At 44.2% G+C, this 16539-nt stretch carries 12 protein-coding genes; 7 read left to right on the forward strand and 5 right to left on the reverse strand.

Annotated elements, in window-relative coordinates:
- Window positions 1-189: 189 nt before the first annotated feature.
- On the reverse strand, window positions 190-957 hold the full coding sequence (locus tag ABE41_RS17895; RefSeq protein ID WP_066293325.1) for a LamB/YcsF family protein: 768 nt from the start codon (window positions 955-957) through the stop codon (window positions 190-192).
- A gap of 106 nt (window positions 958-1063) precedes the next feature.
- On the opposite strand from ABE41_RS17895, the gene ABE41_RS17900 reads away from it, so the two are divergent.
- Entirely contained in the window at window positions 1064-1402 is a 339-nt protein-coding gene (locus ABE41_RS17900; RefSeq protein ID WP_066293326.1) for a hypothetical protein, read from the forward strand.
- A gap of 115 nt (window positions 1403-1517) precedes the next feature.
- Here the strand turns inward: ABE41_RS17900 and ABE41_RS17905 are convergent, their stop codons facing one another.
- The 4 genes from ABE41_RS17905 to ABE41_RS17920 form a co-directional block, all read right to left on the reverse strand.
- On the reverse strand, window positions 1518-2660 hold the full coding sequence (locus ABE41_RS17905; protein WP_066293327.1) for a glycerate kinase: 1143 nt from the start codon (window positions 2658-2660) through the stop codon (window positions 1518-1520).
- A gap of 247 nt (window positions 2661-2907) precedes the next feature.
- Complete coding sequence (locus ABE41_RS17910) at window positions 2908-4581, reverse strand: alpha-amylase family glycosyl hydrolase (RefSeq protein ID WP_066293328.1); 1674 nt, start codon at window positions 4579-4581, stop codon at window positions 2908-2910.
- Entirely contained in the window at window positions 4582-7242 is a 2661-nt protein-coding gene (locus tag ABE41_RS17915; RefSeq protein WP_066293331.1) for a glycoside hydrolase family 38 N-terminal domain-containing protein, read from the reverse strand.
- A gap of 265 nt (window positions 7243-7507) precedes the next feature.
- Entirely contained in the window at window positions 7508-9469 is a 1962-nt protein-coding gene (locus ABE41_RS17920; protein WP_066293333.1) for a fructose-specific PTS transporter subunit EIIC, read from the reverse strand.
- A 166-nt stretch (window positions 9470-9635) separates the two neighbouring features.
- Between ABE41_RS17920 and ABE41_RS17925 the strand changes: the two genes are divergently transcribed.
- The 6 genes from ABE41_RS17925 to ABE41_RS17950 all read left to right on the forward strand — a co-directional run bounded on the left by ABE41_RS17925 (window position 9636) and on the right by ABE41_RS17950 (window position 16539).
- The gene (locus ABE41_RS17925) at window positions 9636-10382 is read left to right on the forward strand and encodes a MurR/RpiR family transcriptional regulator (protein ID WP_066293341.1); all 747 of its coding nucleotides are present in this window, start codon (window positions 9636-9638) and stop codon (window positions 10380-10382) included.
- A gap of 320 nt (window positions 10383-10702) precedes the next feature.
- A complete protein-coding gene (gene pssA / locus ABE41_RS17930) occupies window positions 10703-11428 on the forward strand; it encodes a CDP-diacylglycerol--serine O-phosphatidyltransferase (RefSeq protein ID WP_066293343.1) in 726 nt (241 codons plus the stop codon).
- A gap of 123 nt (window positions 11429-11551) precedes the next feature.
- Window positions 11552-12763, forward strand: coding sequence for a M20 metallopeptidase family protein (locus ABE41_RS17935; protein ID WP_066293345.1), 1212 nt, complete (start codon window positions 11552-11554; stop codon window positions 12761-12763).
- Between the two features lie 166 nt (window positions 12764-12929).
- A complete protein-coding gene (locus ABE41_RS17940; RefSeq protein ID WP_066293348.1) occupies window positions 12930-14345 on the forward strand; it encodes a sensor histidine kinase in 1416 nt (471 codons plus the stop codon).
- On the forward strand, window positions 14342-14920 hold the full coding sequence (locus ABE41_RS17945; protein ID WP_066293350.1) for an ANTAR domain-containing response regulator: 579 nt from the start codon (window positions 14342-14344) through the stop codon (window positions 14918-14920). The genes ABE41_RS17940 and ABE41_RS17945 overlap by 4 nt, the downstream gene beginning before the upstream one ends.
- A 143-nt stretch (window positions 14921-15063) precedes the next feature.
- The gene (locus tag ABE41_RS17950; protein ID WP_066293352.1) at window positions 15064-16539 is read left to right on the forward strand and encodes an NAD-dependent succinate-semialdehyde dehydrogenase; all 1476 of its coding nucleotides are present in this window, start codon (window positions 15064-15066) and stop codon (window positions 16537-16539) included.

Consider the following 16539-nt stretch of genomic DNA (forward strand, 5'->3'; position numbering starts at 1 on the left):
CATCACCTTTGTGTTAATTTCAAACACTTTATATTTTATATAATGTTCTAAATGAACATAAAAGTCAACACTTTTGTTTATAATGAACATTTTTCCATCGGTTTCAAAAATTACTATTTTAAAGATACAAATAAAAAAAGCCGGCTAATCGTGTCTTTTACAACACGTTCTAGCCAGCTTCTTTCTTAATTAAATACTTTCACCGATTTTCCGAACCGTAATCCCCGAATCCTCAAGCGTCTGCCTAATCTTTTTCGCAAAAGAAAGCGCATGAGCTCCGTCTCCGTGGATACAAACGGTATCAGCTGTGATATCCGCATCCACTTTCTGCTGTGTCAGGACTTTTCCCTCTTTTACCATGCGGATCACTTGGGCAACAGCTTCATCGTCATTTTCGATCATGCAATTCGGCAGCTTGCGGGAGGTAAGCGTGCAATCCTGCTGATACGTTCTGTCCGCAAAAACTTCTGATGCCGTGCGAAGTCCCACCTTCTCGCCTGCTTTCACAAGCTCACTTCCGGCAAGGCCAAACAGAATCAACTCCGGGTTCACCTTATACACCGCTTCTGAAATTGCTTCCGATAGCTCACGATTCACCGCAGCCATGTTGTAAAGCGCACCATGAGGCTTCACATGCTGGATCTCTCCGCCTTCTGCCTGAACGAACGCCCATAACGAACCGATCTGGTATACCACCATCTCATACGCTTCTTGAGGCGAGATATCGATATTACGACGGCCAAACCCGGCAAGGTCAGGCAAGCCTGGGTGAACTCCAATTCCAACACCATGTTCAAGAGCAAGCTTCACCGTTTTTCTCATAGTCGCTGGATCACCAGCATGAAATCCGCACGCAATGTTAGCTGACGTCACATACTTTAAAATCTCTTCATCTGTTCCGAGTCTATAAGCTCCAAAACTCTCACCCATATCGCAGTTAATATCAATAACACTCATGCAAAAACCTCCTTGATTTTAAACACACGTTTAATTTACCCCAACTGTACGACAAGTTTTATATATTGTAAAATGATTAGGAATACTAAAGAAGGAGGTGAGAAATATGGAAAAAGTATTGAATGAAATCTTAGTAAAATTGCTTAGCATCGATAACAAAGTTTCTGATTTGGATAATAAGGTTTCAACTTTGGATCACAAGGTTTCTAACTTAGATAACAAAGTTTCTGAGTTAGATAACAAAGTTTCTGAATTAGATAATAAATTCTTTAATTTAGACAATAAAGTTACAAACTTAGAAATGGGTCAGCAACAGATTGTAACAAGACTTGATACATTAGAAACCGATGTTAAAGAGATTCGAGACACTGTAAATCGAATTGAAGTTAGCCAGAATGATGACGTGATTGCGTTGTTAAAGATGATGCATAATCAAAAGCATTAACGTTCATTTCGTGTAGGTTGCCTCACAATAAGTCCCCAAACATCACACTTCAAGAATCACTTCTAAAAATTCTCAAATCCTATAAAAATGAGGAAAGCCCCTTGAGAGCAAGGGGCTAATTTATTTTCAATTGTAACAAACGCGCGATGTTTTCCGCTGTTTTTTCAACATTAACCGATCCGTTCGCCAGTGCTTCTTCTAACGTAACTACACCGTTAACAACACTAAAAACCGTATCGATACCATGTTCAAACACCGCTTCATAATCCGGACCGATGCTGCCTGCAATCGCAACGACCGGAACATCAGCCGCCACAGCTTTTGCACGTTTGGCTACACCAACCGGCGCTTTCCCGTGAACCGTCTGGGAATCAATCCGTCCTTCGCCTGTGATTACAAGATCTGCATCCCGAACGGCCTCTTCAAACCTGATAACATCAAGCACGAGGTCGATTCCGCTTTGCAACTTTCCGTCTAAAAACGCAACAACTCCAGCACCTAGTCCCCCTGCTGCACCTGCTCCAGGCAGCTCATCTACTTGCAATCCTAGATTCCGCTCAATTACTTCAGCGTATCTTTTCAAACTCGCATCTAAAACGCCAACCATCTCAGGTGTCGCACCCTTTTGCGGTCCAAAGACAGCAGAAGCTCCAAGCGGTCCAGTCAACGGGTTCGTCACATCACATGCAACATCAACTTTTGTCGATTTCAAGCGCGGATCCATTTCAGATGTATCAATCGTAAGCAATTCGACTAACGCTTCACCCCCTGGACGAAGTTCCTCACCATTCACATCTAAAAACTTCACGCCAAGAGCTGAAGCCATACCTGCTCCACCGTCGTTCGTCGCAGACCCGCCTAGTCCCAAAACGATGCGCTCCACCTTTTTATCAAGTGCATCTAAAATCAGTTCGCCAGTTCCGCGTGTCGTTGTCACCAATGGATTTCGCTGCTCTCTTGGTACGAGGTGCAAACCGGAAGCAGCAGCCATCTCGATCACTGCCGTCTTCCCGTCCCCTGTAATCCCGTAAAAGGCATCGACTTTATCACCGAGCGGACCTGTCGCCTGAACTTCAACGATTCGGCCATTCGTTGCATCCACTACCGACTGAACCGTTCCTTCTCCACCGTCGCCAACAGGAACGTGCATATATTCTGCGTCCCCAAACACTTTCCGAAATCCAGCCTCGACAGCCGCACAAACTTCTGCGGCCGTCATGCTTTCTTTAAACGAATCGGGAGCGATGACAATCTTCATTGCATCCACCTTCTTTTATATTTTGCTTTTTTCTAAAAGGTTGTAGCTACTGGAGGTATTTGTATTTGTCTCCATTGCTAAGTTGATTGGAGCGGAAGGTGCGAGACTCCTGCGGGTTCAGCGGGACAGGTGAGACTCCGGCAGGCTAAATTAGCCTAGGAGGCTCACCGCACGCCCCGCGGAAAGCGAGCAACCTGCAGCGGAAATCAACCACTCCATAACATCAAAGTTTTTACGAAAAGAGCCTTTATTTTTTAATCCACATAAACTGATACGGCGCGAGCTCAACAGTTTCACTCACCGTTTCTCCGCTCCATAGGTCTTGGCCGCAAAACGGAAGTTCAACTTCAACCGTGTCATAAGCTGCGTTCACAACAAACAGCACCGTATCGCCTGTTTCCTCATTTCTGCGCACTAACGCAAATACCTGCTCGCCGAGCTCTAAAATCAATTGAGCCGCAAAAGGATTAAACGCACTCTCGCCCTGGCGTGTTCGAATCAATTTCTTTAATCCTGTAAAAACTTTCTGCCTGCGCGTCGATGTTTCCAACTCTTTCACTAAATCTTCATAGTCGAATTTTTCACGATTGATACGTCGGTTAATGCCTGATGACTCCAAGCCTTCATAATCATTTTCAGATCCTAAAAGCGAGTGATAATACACAGCCGGAACACCCATCACTGAAAACAGCACGGAATGAGCAGCAAGCATCTTCTGAACTTGAACGTCCTCACTCACGTCTTCGTCCTTGTTGATGAGCGCGTCCATGTAATTGATGTTCAGCTCATAAGGAGATTCCGTTCCGTCCGGATTGCTCTTATAAGAAACACGTCCGCCGTTCTCCAGCACTTTTTCAGCCAAAGCCGTACGCTCTTCTTCTGTTAAAATTCCTTCTGTCGGGCGCATCCCGATTCCGTCATGACTTGCTAAAAAGTTAAAATACGTAGCTGAATCAGAAACTTTTACAATCGTTTTTGCCCAGCCCGTCAGCTTGCTTGCATCATGTGTCGTTAACGTGTGCAGCACAAGCGGCGGCAAGGAGAACTGATACACCATATGCGCCTCATTCTCGCCATCACCAAAATAGCTGATGTTCTCTTTATGAGGTACGTTCGTTTCAGTAATCAGCAGCGTGTTTAACTCCAGCTCATCTAAAATCTCACGCCACAATTGGATTATCGCATGCGTCTGTGGCAAGTGGATACAAGTCGTTCCTGATTCTTTCCACATGAAGCCGATGGCATCCAAGCGAATGCTTGTCCCGCCTCGGTTTGCATACTCCAACAAAATATCCGTCATTTCATGCAAAGCTGGAAAATGCTTAAAGTTCACATCCACTTGATCTTCAGAGAATGTCGTCCAAGCTGTCTTCCCGCCTTCATACTCATGGAAAAGAGGTGACGTACGCGGACGAACCACCTTTGAAGCATCAAAACCTTCTTCACGAGGAATGAAGTAATTCGCATACTCCGCTTCACCCTTCAGATACCCTTGAAACCACTTGCTCGATTTGGACATATGATTCGCCACAAAATCAAACATGAGACGGTAATCCCCTGAAAAACGCTCAATATCGGACCAGTCACCAAGGTCAGGATGAATCTCACGGTAATCCACTACCGAAAAACCGTCATCAGAAGTGTAAGGGAACATCGGCAGCAAATGAACATCAGTGATCTCATTTTTTGCATATTCATTAATGAACTTGTTCAGCGTCTTTAATGTCGGCTGGCCTTCTTCTTTAATGATGTCGCCGTACGTGATCAGATACACGTTTTTCTCGGAAAGTGGAGCTGTTTCACTCCACTCTTTCTTTTTCCATGCCTCAACAAGTTTCAAAATCTCATTTTTATATTCAGGTAAAAAGTCCTCACCATAGATCGTTTTTAGCAGGTTCTCAACTTTTTCTGGAAAACTCATTTACGCATTCTCCTTCATAACCAGTTTCAATGTTACGTACCCTTTAGGTCGAACGGTAATTTCATCCTTCACGTCGATGACGCTTTTTTCGTTTAATTTCGTTTGTGAAACAGACTGGATGTGTTCGCTCGATAACACCACCGTCTGTTCTTCCTCACTCGGATTAAACAAGCGTAAAATAACGGAATTGTTATCGTGTGCTTTTTTCAACGTGCTCAAGAAAACATCTCCTGTTGATTCAAACAAACTGAAGCTAGCTGGCAGAATATCCACTGGATACGGGATCTCAAAACGGTCAAGCCTTTCTTCAAATGTGTTCAGTGTTTGCTTTTGATAACTTAAAGAATGACCGCGATATTGGTCCACAAATTTAAACAACTGTTTAACATCGTGACCTTTTCCGACATGAATCGCGTACTCAAATGTCATCTTTTCCTGCATCTGAGCATCAGGCGTGTAAACGACTTTATTGTTAATTCCAGACGCTCGTCCAGGTCTCCACGCCAAGTTGTCGCGGCCGAGCAACCCAACACTTCTGAACAACGTTAATGCCAGTTCACCTGTTTCCTTAATCAGCTCGTATTCCTTGATTCCTTTTGTCATAACTATGGCAGTTCGTTCGCCATTCGTCGCACCAGCCAAGTTTTCCAATGGATAGATCGGTACTGGAGCTTCTGCAAACTTCTGTTCACGCCAGTTTTCCATATATGGATTAACGGTTGGACGCTGAATCAAGCTAAAGCCTTGGTCACCAAACGAATAGTCAGGTGATTCAATAGATGTTTGAAGCAGCACGCGAACGCGGTGATCCTTTACATCATTCTCGATATCATGTGTTACTCGGATAAACGCTTCCCCTTTACGGAGCTCAAAACGCGTAACAACCGTTAATCCTTTTTTAATATCGCCTGCTTTTCTGTCTTCTAAGTTGCTCGGAACGTTCAACACATGAACAACTTCCATGAACTCAGTGCTAGCACTCGCTTCAACGAATACAGACAGCACTTTTTTCGAGTAGATCGGTGAATCACCCTCTAACGGTGAGAAATCGTAAGAGTCACCTGCGTCTGCTACATTTTCGAATCTCATAAAATCAGAAATCGTTTGTTTTGTAGCTTTCACCTCAAGATTTAATACGCCATTTTCCTCAAAAATGTGGAAATGGTCGTTCTCAATTAAATGACTGTTTAAAAACTTATGAGATAGAAGGTCGTTTTCTCCGCCTTCAACGACTTCAAATGTTTCATAGCCCATCGCAGGCAGCTTCACGTCACGAAGCAGCACTTCATTTCTGTAATAGCCAGGGGCATCAACTTCTTTTTCGCCTTCAGCCGTAACGACAATCGTCTTCCCGCCTGAGATGTACTCCTGATTAAGTACATCAAGTGCAACCGGATTTCCATCCAAATCACGAACGTTAAATGCATTTCCTTTTGTGAAAAGAACGACTTTCTGAGATCCAGTGAAAGCTTTCGGAAGCATGTGGAACACAACAAAGATAGAGTCCTTTCCTAAATTTCGGCTCACCGCTTCTGTCATCTGCTTTTTCAATAGATTCAAGCAGCCATCAGCAATGCGGATCACTTTTGTTAAACGGTTTACGATCTCTTGGTTCGTGTCGTCAGAGTTACATCCACCGATGCTGTCATGCGCGTGCACATCAAACAGCATCTTCCACATCTCATCAAGCCACTTTTGCGGATACTTGAACCCGATCGTGCTCGCTAAACTTGCAAGAGGTTCCAACTCATAAATGACTTTTTCTTCTGCGATATCGTTCAGCTTTTTAATGTCGTAACGCTGTGAACGAATCGTGTTGTGGATTCTGGATTTTTGTGTTGCGATCAGTTCCCCGGCGATCAAGTTCTCAAAATTGCCAGTCTCCCACGTGTCTTTCATAAACGTTTCATAATCTGAAAGCACATATTCATGCTTCATATCGATCTCGTTTAACTTTTTCACGGTTTCAGGAAAATGCTCGCGGACAAGCACTTGGTCACCGCCCGCTGGCAGCAGCAAGTTATCAGTATTCTCGTTTAGATCCGCAATTTTTTCTAAAATCGGCAGCAAACGTTCTTCCATATACTCATTTTCAGCCGCTAAAAACTTACCAGGGCCGTAACCGAAGTAGATGTTGTTCGCCTTCACACTCTCTCCGTCCGGAGATTTCCACGTGAAGTTCAGATCTCCATTCAGCTGATCGGTGTAAATTCCCCGCTGCAGCACGCTATAGTCGATATCAAACTCTTTAAACATTGACGGCAGATACGTGTTCTGACCAAAAATATCAGGCAGATAACCAACGTTCATGGAATGCCCCATTTTTTCCGCGATTCGTGTTCCGTACATCAAGTTACGAATCAATGACTCACGGTTTACCAGCAATGAATCGGCTTGCGTATACCAAGGTCCAACAAAAATATGCTTGTCGGCGATCAGCTTAGCTAAACGCTCCTTCTCCTCTGGTCTAATTTTCAAATACTCATCAATGATCGAGCTTTGTGCGTCAAATACATACCCTGTATATTCCGAATCGTTCTCCATCACGTCCATCAACCGATCCATATTTTCAACGAGTAAAAGGTTTGAATCTTCTATTGTAAAGTACCACTCACGATCCCAGTGGGAATGCGGTACGACGTAAACTTTTTTTTGTTTCATGCTGATTTCCCTCCCAAGTTGCTCCACTCTTAATAGAAAGAGGGGTCACCTTTTAAAAAGATGCGCCCCTTTTCTTTGTTGCTTTTGAAAGTAGTTGATCTCCGTTCCAGATGCTCGCTTTCCGCGGGGCGGGCGGTGAGCCTCCTTGGCGCTTTGCACCATTAGGAGTCTCACCTGTCCCCCTGATCCCGCAGGAGTCTCGCACCTTGCACTCCAATCAACTATTCAATGATGAACTACCAAAAACTTTAGAAAACACTATTTCTTAAGCTTGTCTCTCTTTTTTCTTTAAAATCGCAAAACGGATAAAGATGTTCGCGAATGCGATGAATCCTGCACCGACAACTAGTCCTAACAGGTACGCCCATAAGTTTTCAACAAGCGGCCAGCCCCAGATTGCCGGAAGCGGAAGCCATTGAACAGCTCCTAGTAAAACAGCTGTACTTGCTCCTAGGATTGCACCGATAATGTTAATCGGAATCGTGATCAATGGGTTACGAAGCATGAACGGAATCGCACCCTCAGAGATCGCAAGGAATCCTAATAATAGTGATGTGTTTCCTGCAACACGAAGGTCAGCCGGGAATACACGGCGTCCCACTACATATTTGTCGATAATAACTGCTAGTCCAAGTCCAATCGGCGGAATAACGATCGCCAACACACGAGCAGTCAAAGGATAAACTTCATCAGCCGCAAGTCCGATGGCAATCGCACCGGCTGCTTTGTTGATCGGTCCACCAAGGTCAAAAGCAGTTGCAGACGCGATGATAGAAGCTAACACAACATCTCCAGTACCTTGCGCCGCTTCAATCCAATTACGCAGAACAACATTCAGACCACCAAACACAGGGTCTACAATATAAAAGTTTAAGAAGAAGATCGATAAAACTGAGATTGCCGGGATGATAAACATCGGTTTCATCGCAGCCAAGTTCTTACTCAATTGAATCTTTTGGTTCAAGAAACGAGCGATGTAACCCGCTGCCAAACCAAGAATTAAAGCACCCAAGAAACCAGACGGAATACCTTCAGGGTTATCCCAGAACGTGTAATGAAGTCCGCCCGCAAAAGCTCCTCCGATAAAACCAGCTACTAAACCAACACGGTCAGCTAGTGAATAGGCAACGAACGCCGCAAATATCGGATACATAAACTTAAAGATTAGTCCGCCAAACTTGTCTAAATGATGCAAAATAACAAAAAGTTCATTTGAGTGTGTCGCATATTTCGGATCACCGAGTTCGTTTACAAGACCAAATGGCATCGCACCAAGCTTCGCGATCCCCATCATCAGACCGCCGGCAACGATAACCGGGATCATGTAAGAAATCCCTGTCATAACCGCTTGGACCATGTCTTTAAAGAATCCGCCGCCGTTTGAAGAAGTAGTTGATGACTCGTCCTCATCACCAGCCTCAACCACTCCATCAGGGTTGTCGAGCGCTTTTTGAATCAATTCTTTACCGCGTCTGAGTGGCTCCGCAACACGTGTTGCAACGTATGCTTTCCCAGCGAAACGCTCTTTCTTTTTAGGAGCGATGTCTGTTGCGAAGATAACCGCATCTGCATTTTTAATAACATCAGCAGTTAGCTCGTCCTCAATCCCGTTAGCCCCTTGTTTTTCAACAAGTACTTTAACACCTAATTCGCGGCCACCTTTTTCTAAAGCTTCAGCCGACATATACGTATGTGCGATCCCTGTTGCACAAGCCGTAATCGCAACAACCGTTTTTGTAAACTCTTTTTCAACTGGTGCTTCTGTTTTTTCTTCAACATCCAGTCTGTTTAAAAATTCTTCAGACGTTTCTGCAGCCATCAAGCCCTCTAAATAGCCGTCGCGCATTAAGTTTGTGCTCAATGTAGACAATACTTTCAAGTGCGTTGTGCCTGCTTCACTTTCAGGAATCGCGATCAGGAACACGAGCTGAACTTTGTTGTTCGGGTCGATGCTTTCCCAGTCTCCAAGTGCCGTCTTCAAACGAGCTACTGCAAATACTGCTTTTTTAACTGTAGTAGATTTACCATGCGGAATCGCAAGACCTTTCTCCATTCCTGTTGGTGATTGCTCTTCCCGTTTTAAAACCGCTTCCAATAAAGCGTCCTCTGATTCTATATAACCTTCTTTGTAAATGTTAGAAATTAGCTGCCGGATGACTTGCTCTTTATTTTGAGCGTCAACATCGAACATTACTAAATTCGGATGGGTCATGTTTCTAAGTTGCATGACGTTCACTCCTATCTTTCCTTAGTATGAAAGCACTTCCAAATATCTATACTTAAGTTTTAACACAAAAGTAAGCGTTATCTTTGTACAGTCGCTGTATATTTGTACAGAATGAAAAATGGGCTATACTAAAGGAAAGACATGTACGGAAAAGAGGAAGTCACTCATGGGGAAAGTCCTGGATCAGTTCGGAAGCCGCCTGGCCGAACTCACACCAACTGAAAAACAAGTGCTCTACTATATAGATGGGAATCTAGACGCGGCGAAAAAACATTCACTGACCGAGATCGCAAAAGTGAACAACGTGAGTACCACAACGATCGTTCGGATGTCTCACAAACTCGGATTAGAAGGCTTTTCCGAGCTGAAATATATATTGAAGACGATTGAAAACCAGCAATCGCTACTGGATAACAATCCAGTTGACCGCTATAAAGAAGAGTTCGTCTCTGCGTTCGAGACGATCCAAACGCGTGAGCTTGAAAAATTGAGCGAGAAAATGGTGAACGCAAAACGCGTTATCGTAGTCGGAGTCGGCTTGTCCAAAATGATGGCGGAGTATTTTAGCAAGCTTTTGATGCAGACGAATAAACAAACCCACTATACATATGAATCCCATATGATCGACCTGCTGCCAAACATGGTTCAGCCAGATGACCTTGTTTTCTTTATCTCATCAAGCGGCGAAACGAAAACTTTAATACAAGCCGCGGAAAAACTAACATATCAAGTAGTAGACACAGCAGCCATCACAAACTCGTCTGATTCTACGCTTGGTAAAATGGTCAAAACGAACTTAAGCATGACCGTCGACCGCGTGAAGTTCGCCGGGTATGACGTCACAGCGAGATCAACGCTGATGCTGCTGATTGATTTGCTGTTTGAGAGTTATTTGAAGAAGAGCGTGAAGTAGAAGGGACTATTTTTTGGAATAGTCCTTTCCTTTTTAGGCTTTTACGGTACGTGTTCTTAAATCTGTTACACGTACGCTCAAAAAGTTTGTTTTTCGCTCAGACTTAGCCGACTTTTGCTCAAAATCTTCGCGCTACGCTCAAAACATCACACTACGGCTCAAAAATGCTGATTTTCGCTCAGCAGCTAATAATCCAACCTGAATTATCCCTTTTTTCTTACCGCAAACTCTGTTAAGATTGTCATTTAACTAAAAAAAATTAACGTTTTTACAGTAAATGGTCTATCATAGAGATAGAGTACTTTTTAAGGACGTGTACAATGAAAAAACATATTCCGAATTTATTAACTTTAGGGAACTTATTTTGTGGTTTTCTTTCAATAGGATATGCTGCCCATGGCGATTTTCGAAATGCTGCAATGCTTATCTTTATTGCAATGATGCTCGATGCTGTAGATGGTAGAGCAGCACGAATTTTAGGCGTTTCCGGGACACTCGGGAAAGAGCTCGATTCACTGGCTGACGTTGTATCTTTCGGGGTCGCTCCTGCGTTTATCGCAGCTAACTCTTATTTTGCCGGATTAGGCATGTGGGGTTATGTTCTCGCTGGACTATTCCCGCTATTCGGAGCTTACCGGCTTGCCCGATTTAATATTACCGACTCCGAAGAATCCATGAAATACTTCAAAGGCATTCCGATCCCGCCGGCTGGTGGAATCGTAGTCTTTCTAGTCTTTTTTGTAAAAATGATTCCGCTATGGATCTTCGTTCTTATCTTTTACGGAGTAGCATTAATGATGGTCAGCACCATCAAAATTCCAAGTTTAAAGGACATTCCGCTGCCTAGATACGGAACAATCATCACGCTGTTTTTATTCTATATGTTTTATCTGCTAGCCAAGAACAAGTTCGAAAGTGTACCAATTTTCTTTTATGTCGCACTCATCACCTACTTTTTATTCATTAGCGTAAGGTTCATTAAAGTAAAAGAAATCAAGATCATCAGAAGAAAACGAAAGCCTCGAAACAAGAGAAGACGTTTTTAAATTGACGAAACTGCCATCATCCGATACATTTATGAAAAAGTAAATACAATCAGCAAAGGAGCTTTCCATCGCTATACTTCGGGTATAGGACTGGGGCTCCTTTTTTGTTCAGGAGGGATAAACGTGTCTTTTTTACAGTTAGCAGAATCCATCAAGCACCGAATCGTCGAATACCGTCGTCACCTGCACCAATATCCGGAACTGAGTTTTTCCGAATACAAAACCGCTGAATTTGTTGCAAATATTCTTGAAGAAAACAACATCGAGGTGTTAAGGAGCGTAGCCGAAACTGGTGTTGTCGGACTCATAAAGGGAGATTCACCGGGTAAAACCATTGCACTGCGGGCAGATATGGACGCACTCCCGATCCAGGAACAGACCAACCTCAATTTCAGCTCAAACAACCCAGGTGTTATGCATGCTTGCGGACACGATTTCCACACATCAATCCTACTAGGCGTTGCGATACTATTGAACCAGCATCGTCACCTGATCAAAGGAAACATCAAGCTTATCTTCCAGCCGGCTGAAGAAAAATTGACAGGTGCAAAAAAGATGATCGGAAAAGGCGTGCTTCAAAACCCCAACGTGGATGGGATTATGGCGCTGCACTGCTGGCCTGATCTTCCTGCCGGTACGATCGGAATCAGAAAAGGACCGATTACAGCAGCTGCTGATTTTATTGATATTACGATTCATGGAACAGCCGGTCACGCCGCTCATCCTCATAAGTGTGTAGATCCGATCGTTATCGCAGGTCATGTTGTTTCGACCTTGCAAACCGTGATTTCACGTGAGGTTGCACCTACTGACCCAGCCGTCCTCACCATCGGAAAAATTAACGGCGGTACAGCACCTAACGTGATTCCTTCGACCGTTCATTTGTCTGGCATGATTCGGACGGTAAGCCCTGATCTTCAAAAAAGAATGCCTGAAATCATTAATAGAGTTGTAACAAAAACAGCGGAAAGCATGAACGGTGAAGCTGAATTGACTTACACGATGGCGACTCCCCCGCTGATCAGCGACGCTGCCATGGTGGAGTTGATCGACAGCGTTGTTTCAGAAACGCTCGGTCAAGACCGCTTAGTCTATCTCGAAAATCCATCACTAGGTTCTGAAGATTTTTCGTTTTACGCGGAACAGGTGCCAGGCGTTCTCTTCCGATTAGGCACACATAATAAAAAACCAGAATCAAAACTTTCGCTGCATAATGCTGGCGTGGTTTTTGATGAAAATGCGCTCACAACCGGGGTTTCTGTCATGTGTGAAGCTGCCGTTCGTTTCCTAAGCCCCCAAACCACATCCAAACAAACACTTACTGGAAAGGTTTGATTATTGACAGAATATTAACATTATTTTAGAATCAATCTATAAGTGAAGTACGAAAGCAAAGGGGCTATGTATGGGTATTCCTGCGGATTTAGCGGGATTATTTGTGCCGCCCCTTTTTGTGTTTCTAGGAGTCAGCCTTCTTAAGTAGTGAGAAAGGAGACAAACCATGCACCGTACCATTCAAGAACTCTGTAGCCAATACACCACCTTAACCCGTTCAGACATTGACATCATTATCGAAAAATCAAAGTCCCTTCAACTCACTGCCGATCTAACCCAAGCAAACCTATTTATCGATTGTCCAGCAAACGACGGCAAGCACGCCATCGTCGTTGCTGAAGCAAAGCCTGCCAATGTTCCTTCTCTTTACTCAAAATCTGTTGTCGGAAAGTACGCCTATGCGTCCTTTGAGCCTGCCGTCGCTTTTACCCATAAAACCGGCAAGCCGATGAAACGCATGCGTGCCATCACGCAAGAAGCGAAATACGTGAAACAAAGTGTTGTTCCTATTAAAAATGGACACGGTGAAACGATCGGTTCACTCATCATGGAAGAAGACGTGAGCGAACAAGTCCATCACGAAAATAAAGTAAAAGCTCTTTCAGAAACGAACGAACAGCTAAGCCAAACCTTAATCGGACTTACTGAGCAAGACTCCATCATCTCTAACATGATTCAGGAATCTCTCCTGCTTCTCGATTCAAAAGGCAGAATTTTGTATTACAACTCATGTGCAGGTTGTCTGATTAAAGAGCTGGATGGCAAAACCGATATCCTTGGAACGTTTATCCACGACCGCCTCCCTTTTATCACGGGAATCTATGAAAAAAGTGAAAGCATTCTACAGCAAGAAGTAAATGTCGGAAAAAAAGTGCTCGAAGTGAAGCAGATCATACTCGTTAACCAACGGCAAATCACAGGGATCCTCGTCGTGATCAGGGATCTTACGGAGCTCCGGGAAAAAGAACGCCAGCTCATGGTGAAGTCAGCGGTCATCCAGGAAATTCATCATCGTGTAAAAAACAACCTGCAAACTGTATCCAGCCTTCTGCGGCTGCAAATGAAACGCGGAGGCGGTCCGGAAAGTATTCAGCAAAGTCTAAACCGAATCTCCAGCATAGCGGCCGTTCATGAAGAGCTGCTCGAAAGTTCCAAGATTGATGAAGTCGAGATTAAGCAGTTAATTGAACGCATTGGACAGATGTCTATCCAGAGCAGGATGTGTGCAGATGCAGAAGTGTCTATCGAGTTTCACGGTGAAGAGATGTATTTAAAATCAGATGTTGCCGTTTCTCTTGCGCTTACCATCAACGAGCTTATTCAGAACTGTTTGAAGCATGCATTTAAATACAGGAACCACGGAAACATTCTTATTCATTTTTCTGATGCTCAGGATCATTTTGAGGTCTCGGTTGAGGATAACGGCATCGGCTATTCTTCCTCTAATCAATCCTCGTTAGGACTCGATATTGTGAACACGATTGTGTGTCATGACTTAGCAGGAACGTTTACTATTGAAAAAACAAAGAGCGGTACAAAAGCGGTTATCACTTTTCCATTAAAAGAGGTGGAAGCAGTTTGAAACCTAAAATCATTGTGATTGAAGATGAAGCGATTTTGCGAATGGATCTAAAAGAAATGCTTACCGATGCAGGCTATGACGTGATTGCAGAAGGTGATAACGGAGAAAAAGCAATTGAGCTTGCTCACCAGTTCAAGCCTGATTTAATGATCATGGATATTAAAATGCCGAAGATGGACGGGCTAAAAGCAAGCCGGATTATCGCCAAACAAAGTAAAACCCCGATTTTGATGCTGACGGCATTCAGCCAGAAGGAGTTTGTGGAAGATGCGAAAAAAGCCAATGTGCTTGGATATCTTGTAAAGCCCATCTCTGAGGCGAATCTGGTACCCGCAGTAGAAATCGCACTCTCTCAAGCTCAGCAGCGTGTGCAATTTGAAGATGAACTTTTACAAAAAGATAAAAAAATGAATGCCCGAAAGCAGATTGAACGTGCAAAAGGCGTCCTCATGAAAGTGAAGAAGCTGAACGAACAAGCTGCATATGAAAAGATGCGAAACTTCAGCATGAAACAGCAAGTCTCGCTTGAACGCACAGCAAATGCCATTTTAAAAAAGTACGCGAATGATATGTGACGAATGATATGTGATCAAAGACATGTAAATAGCAACCCGGCAAAGACGCCCGAGAAATACATCAACCATGTATGTCCCTGGGCGTCTTTTGTCTTGTTTTACTCTCTTATTCTCCAAAACTATCCTTACAGGAGGTATGAAACATGGAAAAAACGACACTGAATTACCTATGGATTAACGGTGAGAAAATCAGTACATCTGAGACTATCGATGTTATCAACCCGGCGACTGGTGAAGTGATCGACCAAGTGCCTAATGGTTGTGAAAAAGAAACAAAGCTTGCGATCAACGCTGCCTATGAAGCTTTTAAACCGTGGAAGAAGCTCACCCCCGGAAAACGGGAGGCTTACCTAGTAAAGTGGGCTGATAATTTACTAGAAAACCGTGATGAACTGGCTGCTATTTTAACGGAAGAACAAGGAAAGCCAATAAGTGAATCGCGAGGTGAAATTGAAGGATGTGCAACGTTCATCAGATGGTACGCCGAGGAAGGAAAACGGGTTTACGGCGAAGTGATCACGGGCTCCAGCGAAAACCAGCGCATCTCGGTCATCAAACAGCCGGTTGGAGTATGCGGGCTGATCACACCGTGGAACTTCCCTGGCGCGATGGTGGCACGGAAAACCGCTCCTGCTCTTGCGGCTGGCTGTACGGTCGTTGTGAAACCTGCGAGTGAAACGCCGAGAATTGCCATCGCAATCTTTGAACAGCTCATGAAAACCGGTATCCCAGCAGGGGTCGCGAATCTTGTAACCGGGAAAGCATCTGTTATTGGTGAGACGCTATTAGAAGATAGACGGGTGAAGAAGATTTCGTTTACTGGTTCAACCGAAATCGGAAAGCAACTCATGAAGCGAGCAGCCGATCAAGTGAAACGTATTTCGCTGGAGCTTGGGGGAAATGCACCAGCGATCGTCTTCCCTGACGCGAATCTTGACCTCGCTGCTGAGAAAATCGTCGACAATAAGTTCGAAAACTGCGGACAGATGTGCAACGGGATAAACGTCATTTATGCCCATGAAGAAATCAAGGAAAAGCTCACTGAAAAAATCGTAAATCTAGTAAAAGAGCTAAAAGTAGGCTCGGGGTCTGTCCCGGGGTCAGACCCCGGGACAGACCCCATACAAATTGGACCTTTAGTCAACGAAGCAGCACTCAAAAACGTCGAAGAATTGCTTCAAGATGCTAAAGAAAAAGGTGCAACAGTGGAAACTGGCGGCGAGCGAACCGGTGACTCCACCGGCTACTTCTTTCAGCCAACTGTACTCAGCGATGTCACACTCGATATGAAACTGACACAAGATGAAATTTTCGGTCCGGTCGCTCCTATCCTCTCTTTCCAAAGAGAACAGGAGGTTGTGGAATTCACCGAGAAAAGCCCTTACGGATTGGCAGCTTACTTCTTCACCCGTGATGTAAACCGCGTCTACCGCATGGCTGAAGAACTCGACTCAGGCATGATCGGCGTAAATGGAACATCGCTGAGTGTCCCTCAAGCTCCGTTTGGCGGAATTAAAGAAAGCGGCATCGGCCGTGAAGGCGGATTTTACGGATTAGAAGAGTTTCTCGAACTGAAATACATCTCACTCACGCTCGAAAATGAAGAAGGAGGTTATTAA

Source organism: Fictibacillus arsenicus, from assembly GCF_001642935.1.
GTDB classification, from domain to species: Bacteria; Bacillota; Bacilli; order Bacillales; family Fictibacillaceae; genus Fictibacillus; species Fictibacillus arsenicus_B.

Coding starts and splice junctions, on each gene's coding strand:
- ABE41_RS17925 (WP_066293341.1), top strand. CDS start 9,636: ATGGGGAAAGTCCTGGATCAGTTCGGAAGCCGCCTGGCCGAACTCACA.
- ABE41_RS17900 (WP_066293326.1), top strand. CDS start 1,064: ATGGAAAAAGTATTGAATGAAATCTTAGTAAAATTGCTTAGCATCGAT.
- ABE41_RS17895 (WP_066293325.1), bottom strand. CDS start 957: ATGAGTGTTATTGATATTAACTGCGATATGGGTGAGAGTTTTGGAGCT.
- ABE41_RS17915 (WP_066293331.1), bottom strand. CDS start 7,242: ATGAAACAAAAAAAAGTTTACGTCGTACCGCATTCCCACTGGGATCGT.
- ABE41_RS17910 (WP_066293328.1), bottom strand. CDS start 4,581: ATGAGTTTTCCAGAAAAAGTTGAGAACCTGCTAAAAACGATCTATGGT.
- ABE41_RS17940 (WP_066293348.1), top strand. CDS start 12,930: ATGCACCGTACCATTCAAGAACTCTGTAGCCAATACACCACCTTAACC.
- ABE41_RS17920 (WP_066293333.1), bottom strand. CDS start 9,469: ATGCAACTTAGAAACATGACCCATCCGAATTTAGTAATGTTCGATGTT.
- pssA (WP_066293343.1), top strand. CDS start 10,703: ATGAAAAAACATATTCCGAATTTATTAACTTTAGGGAACTTATTTTGT.
- ABE41_RS17905 (WP_066293327.1), bottom strand. CDS start 2,660: ATGAAGATTGTCATCGCTCCCGATTCGTTTAAAGAAAGCATGACGGCC.
- ABE41_RS17950 (WP_066293352.1), top strand. CDS start 15,064: ATGGAAAAAACGACACTGAATTACCTATGGATTAACGGTGAGAAAATC.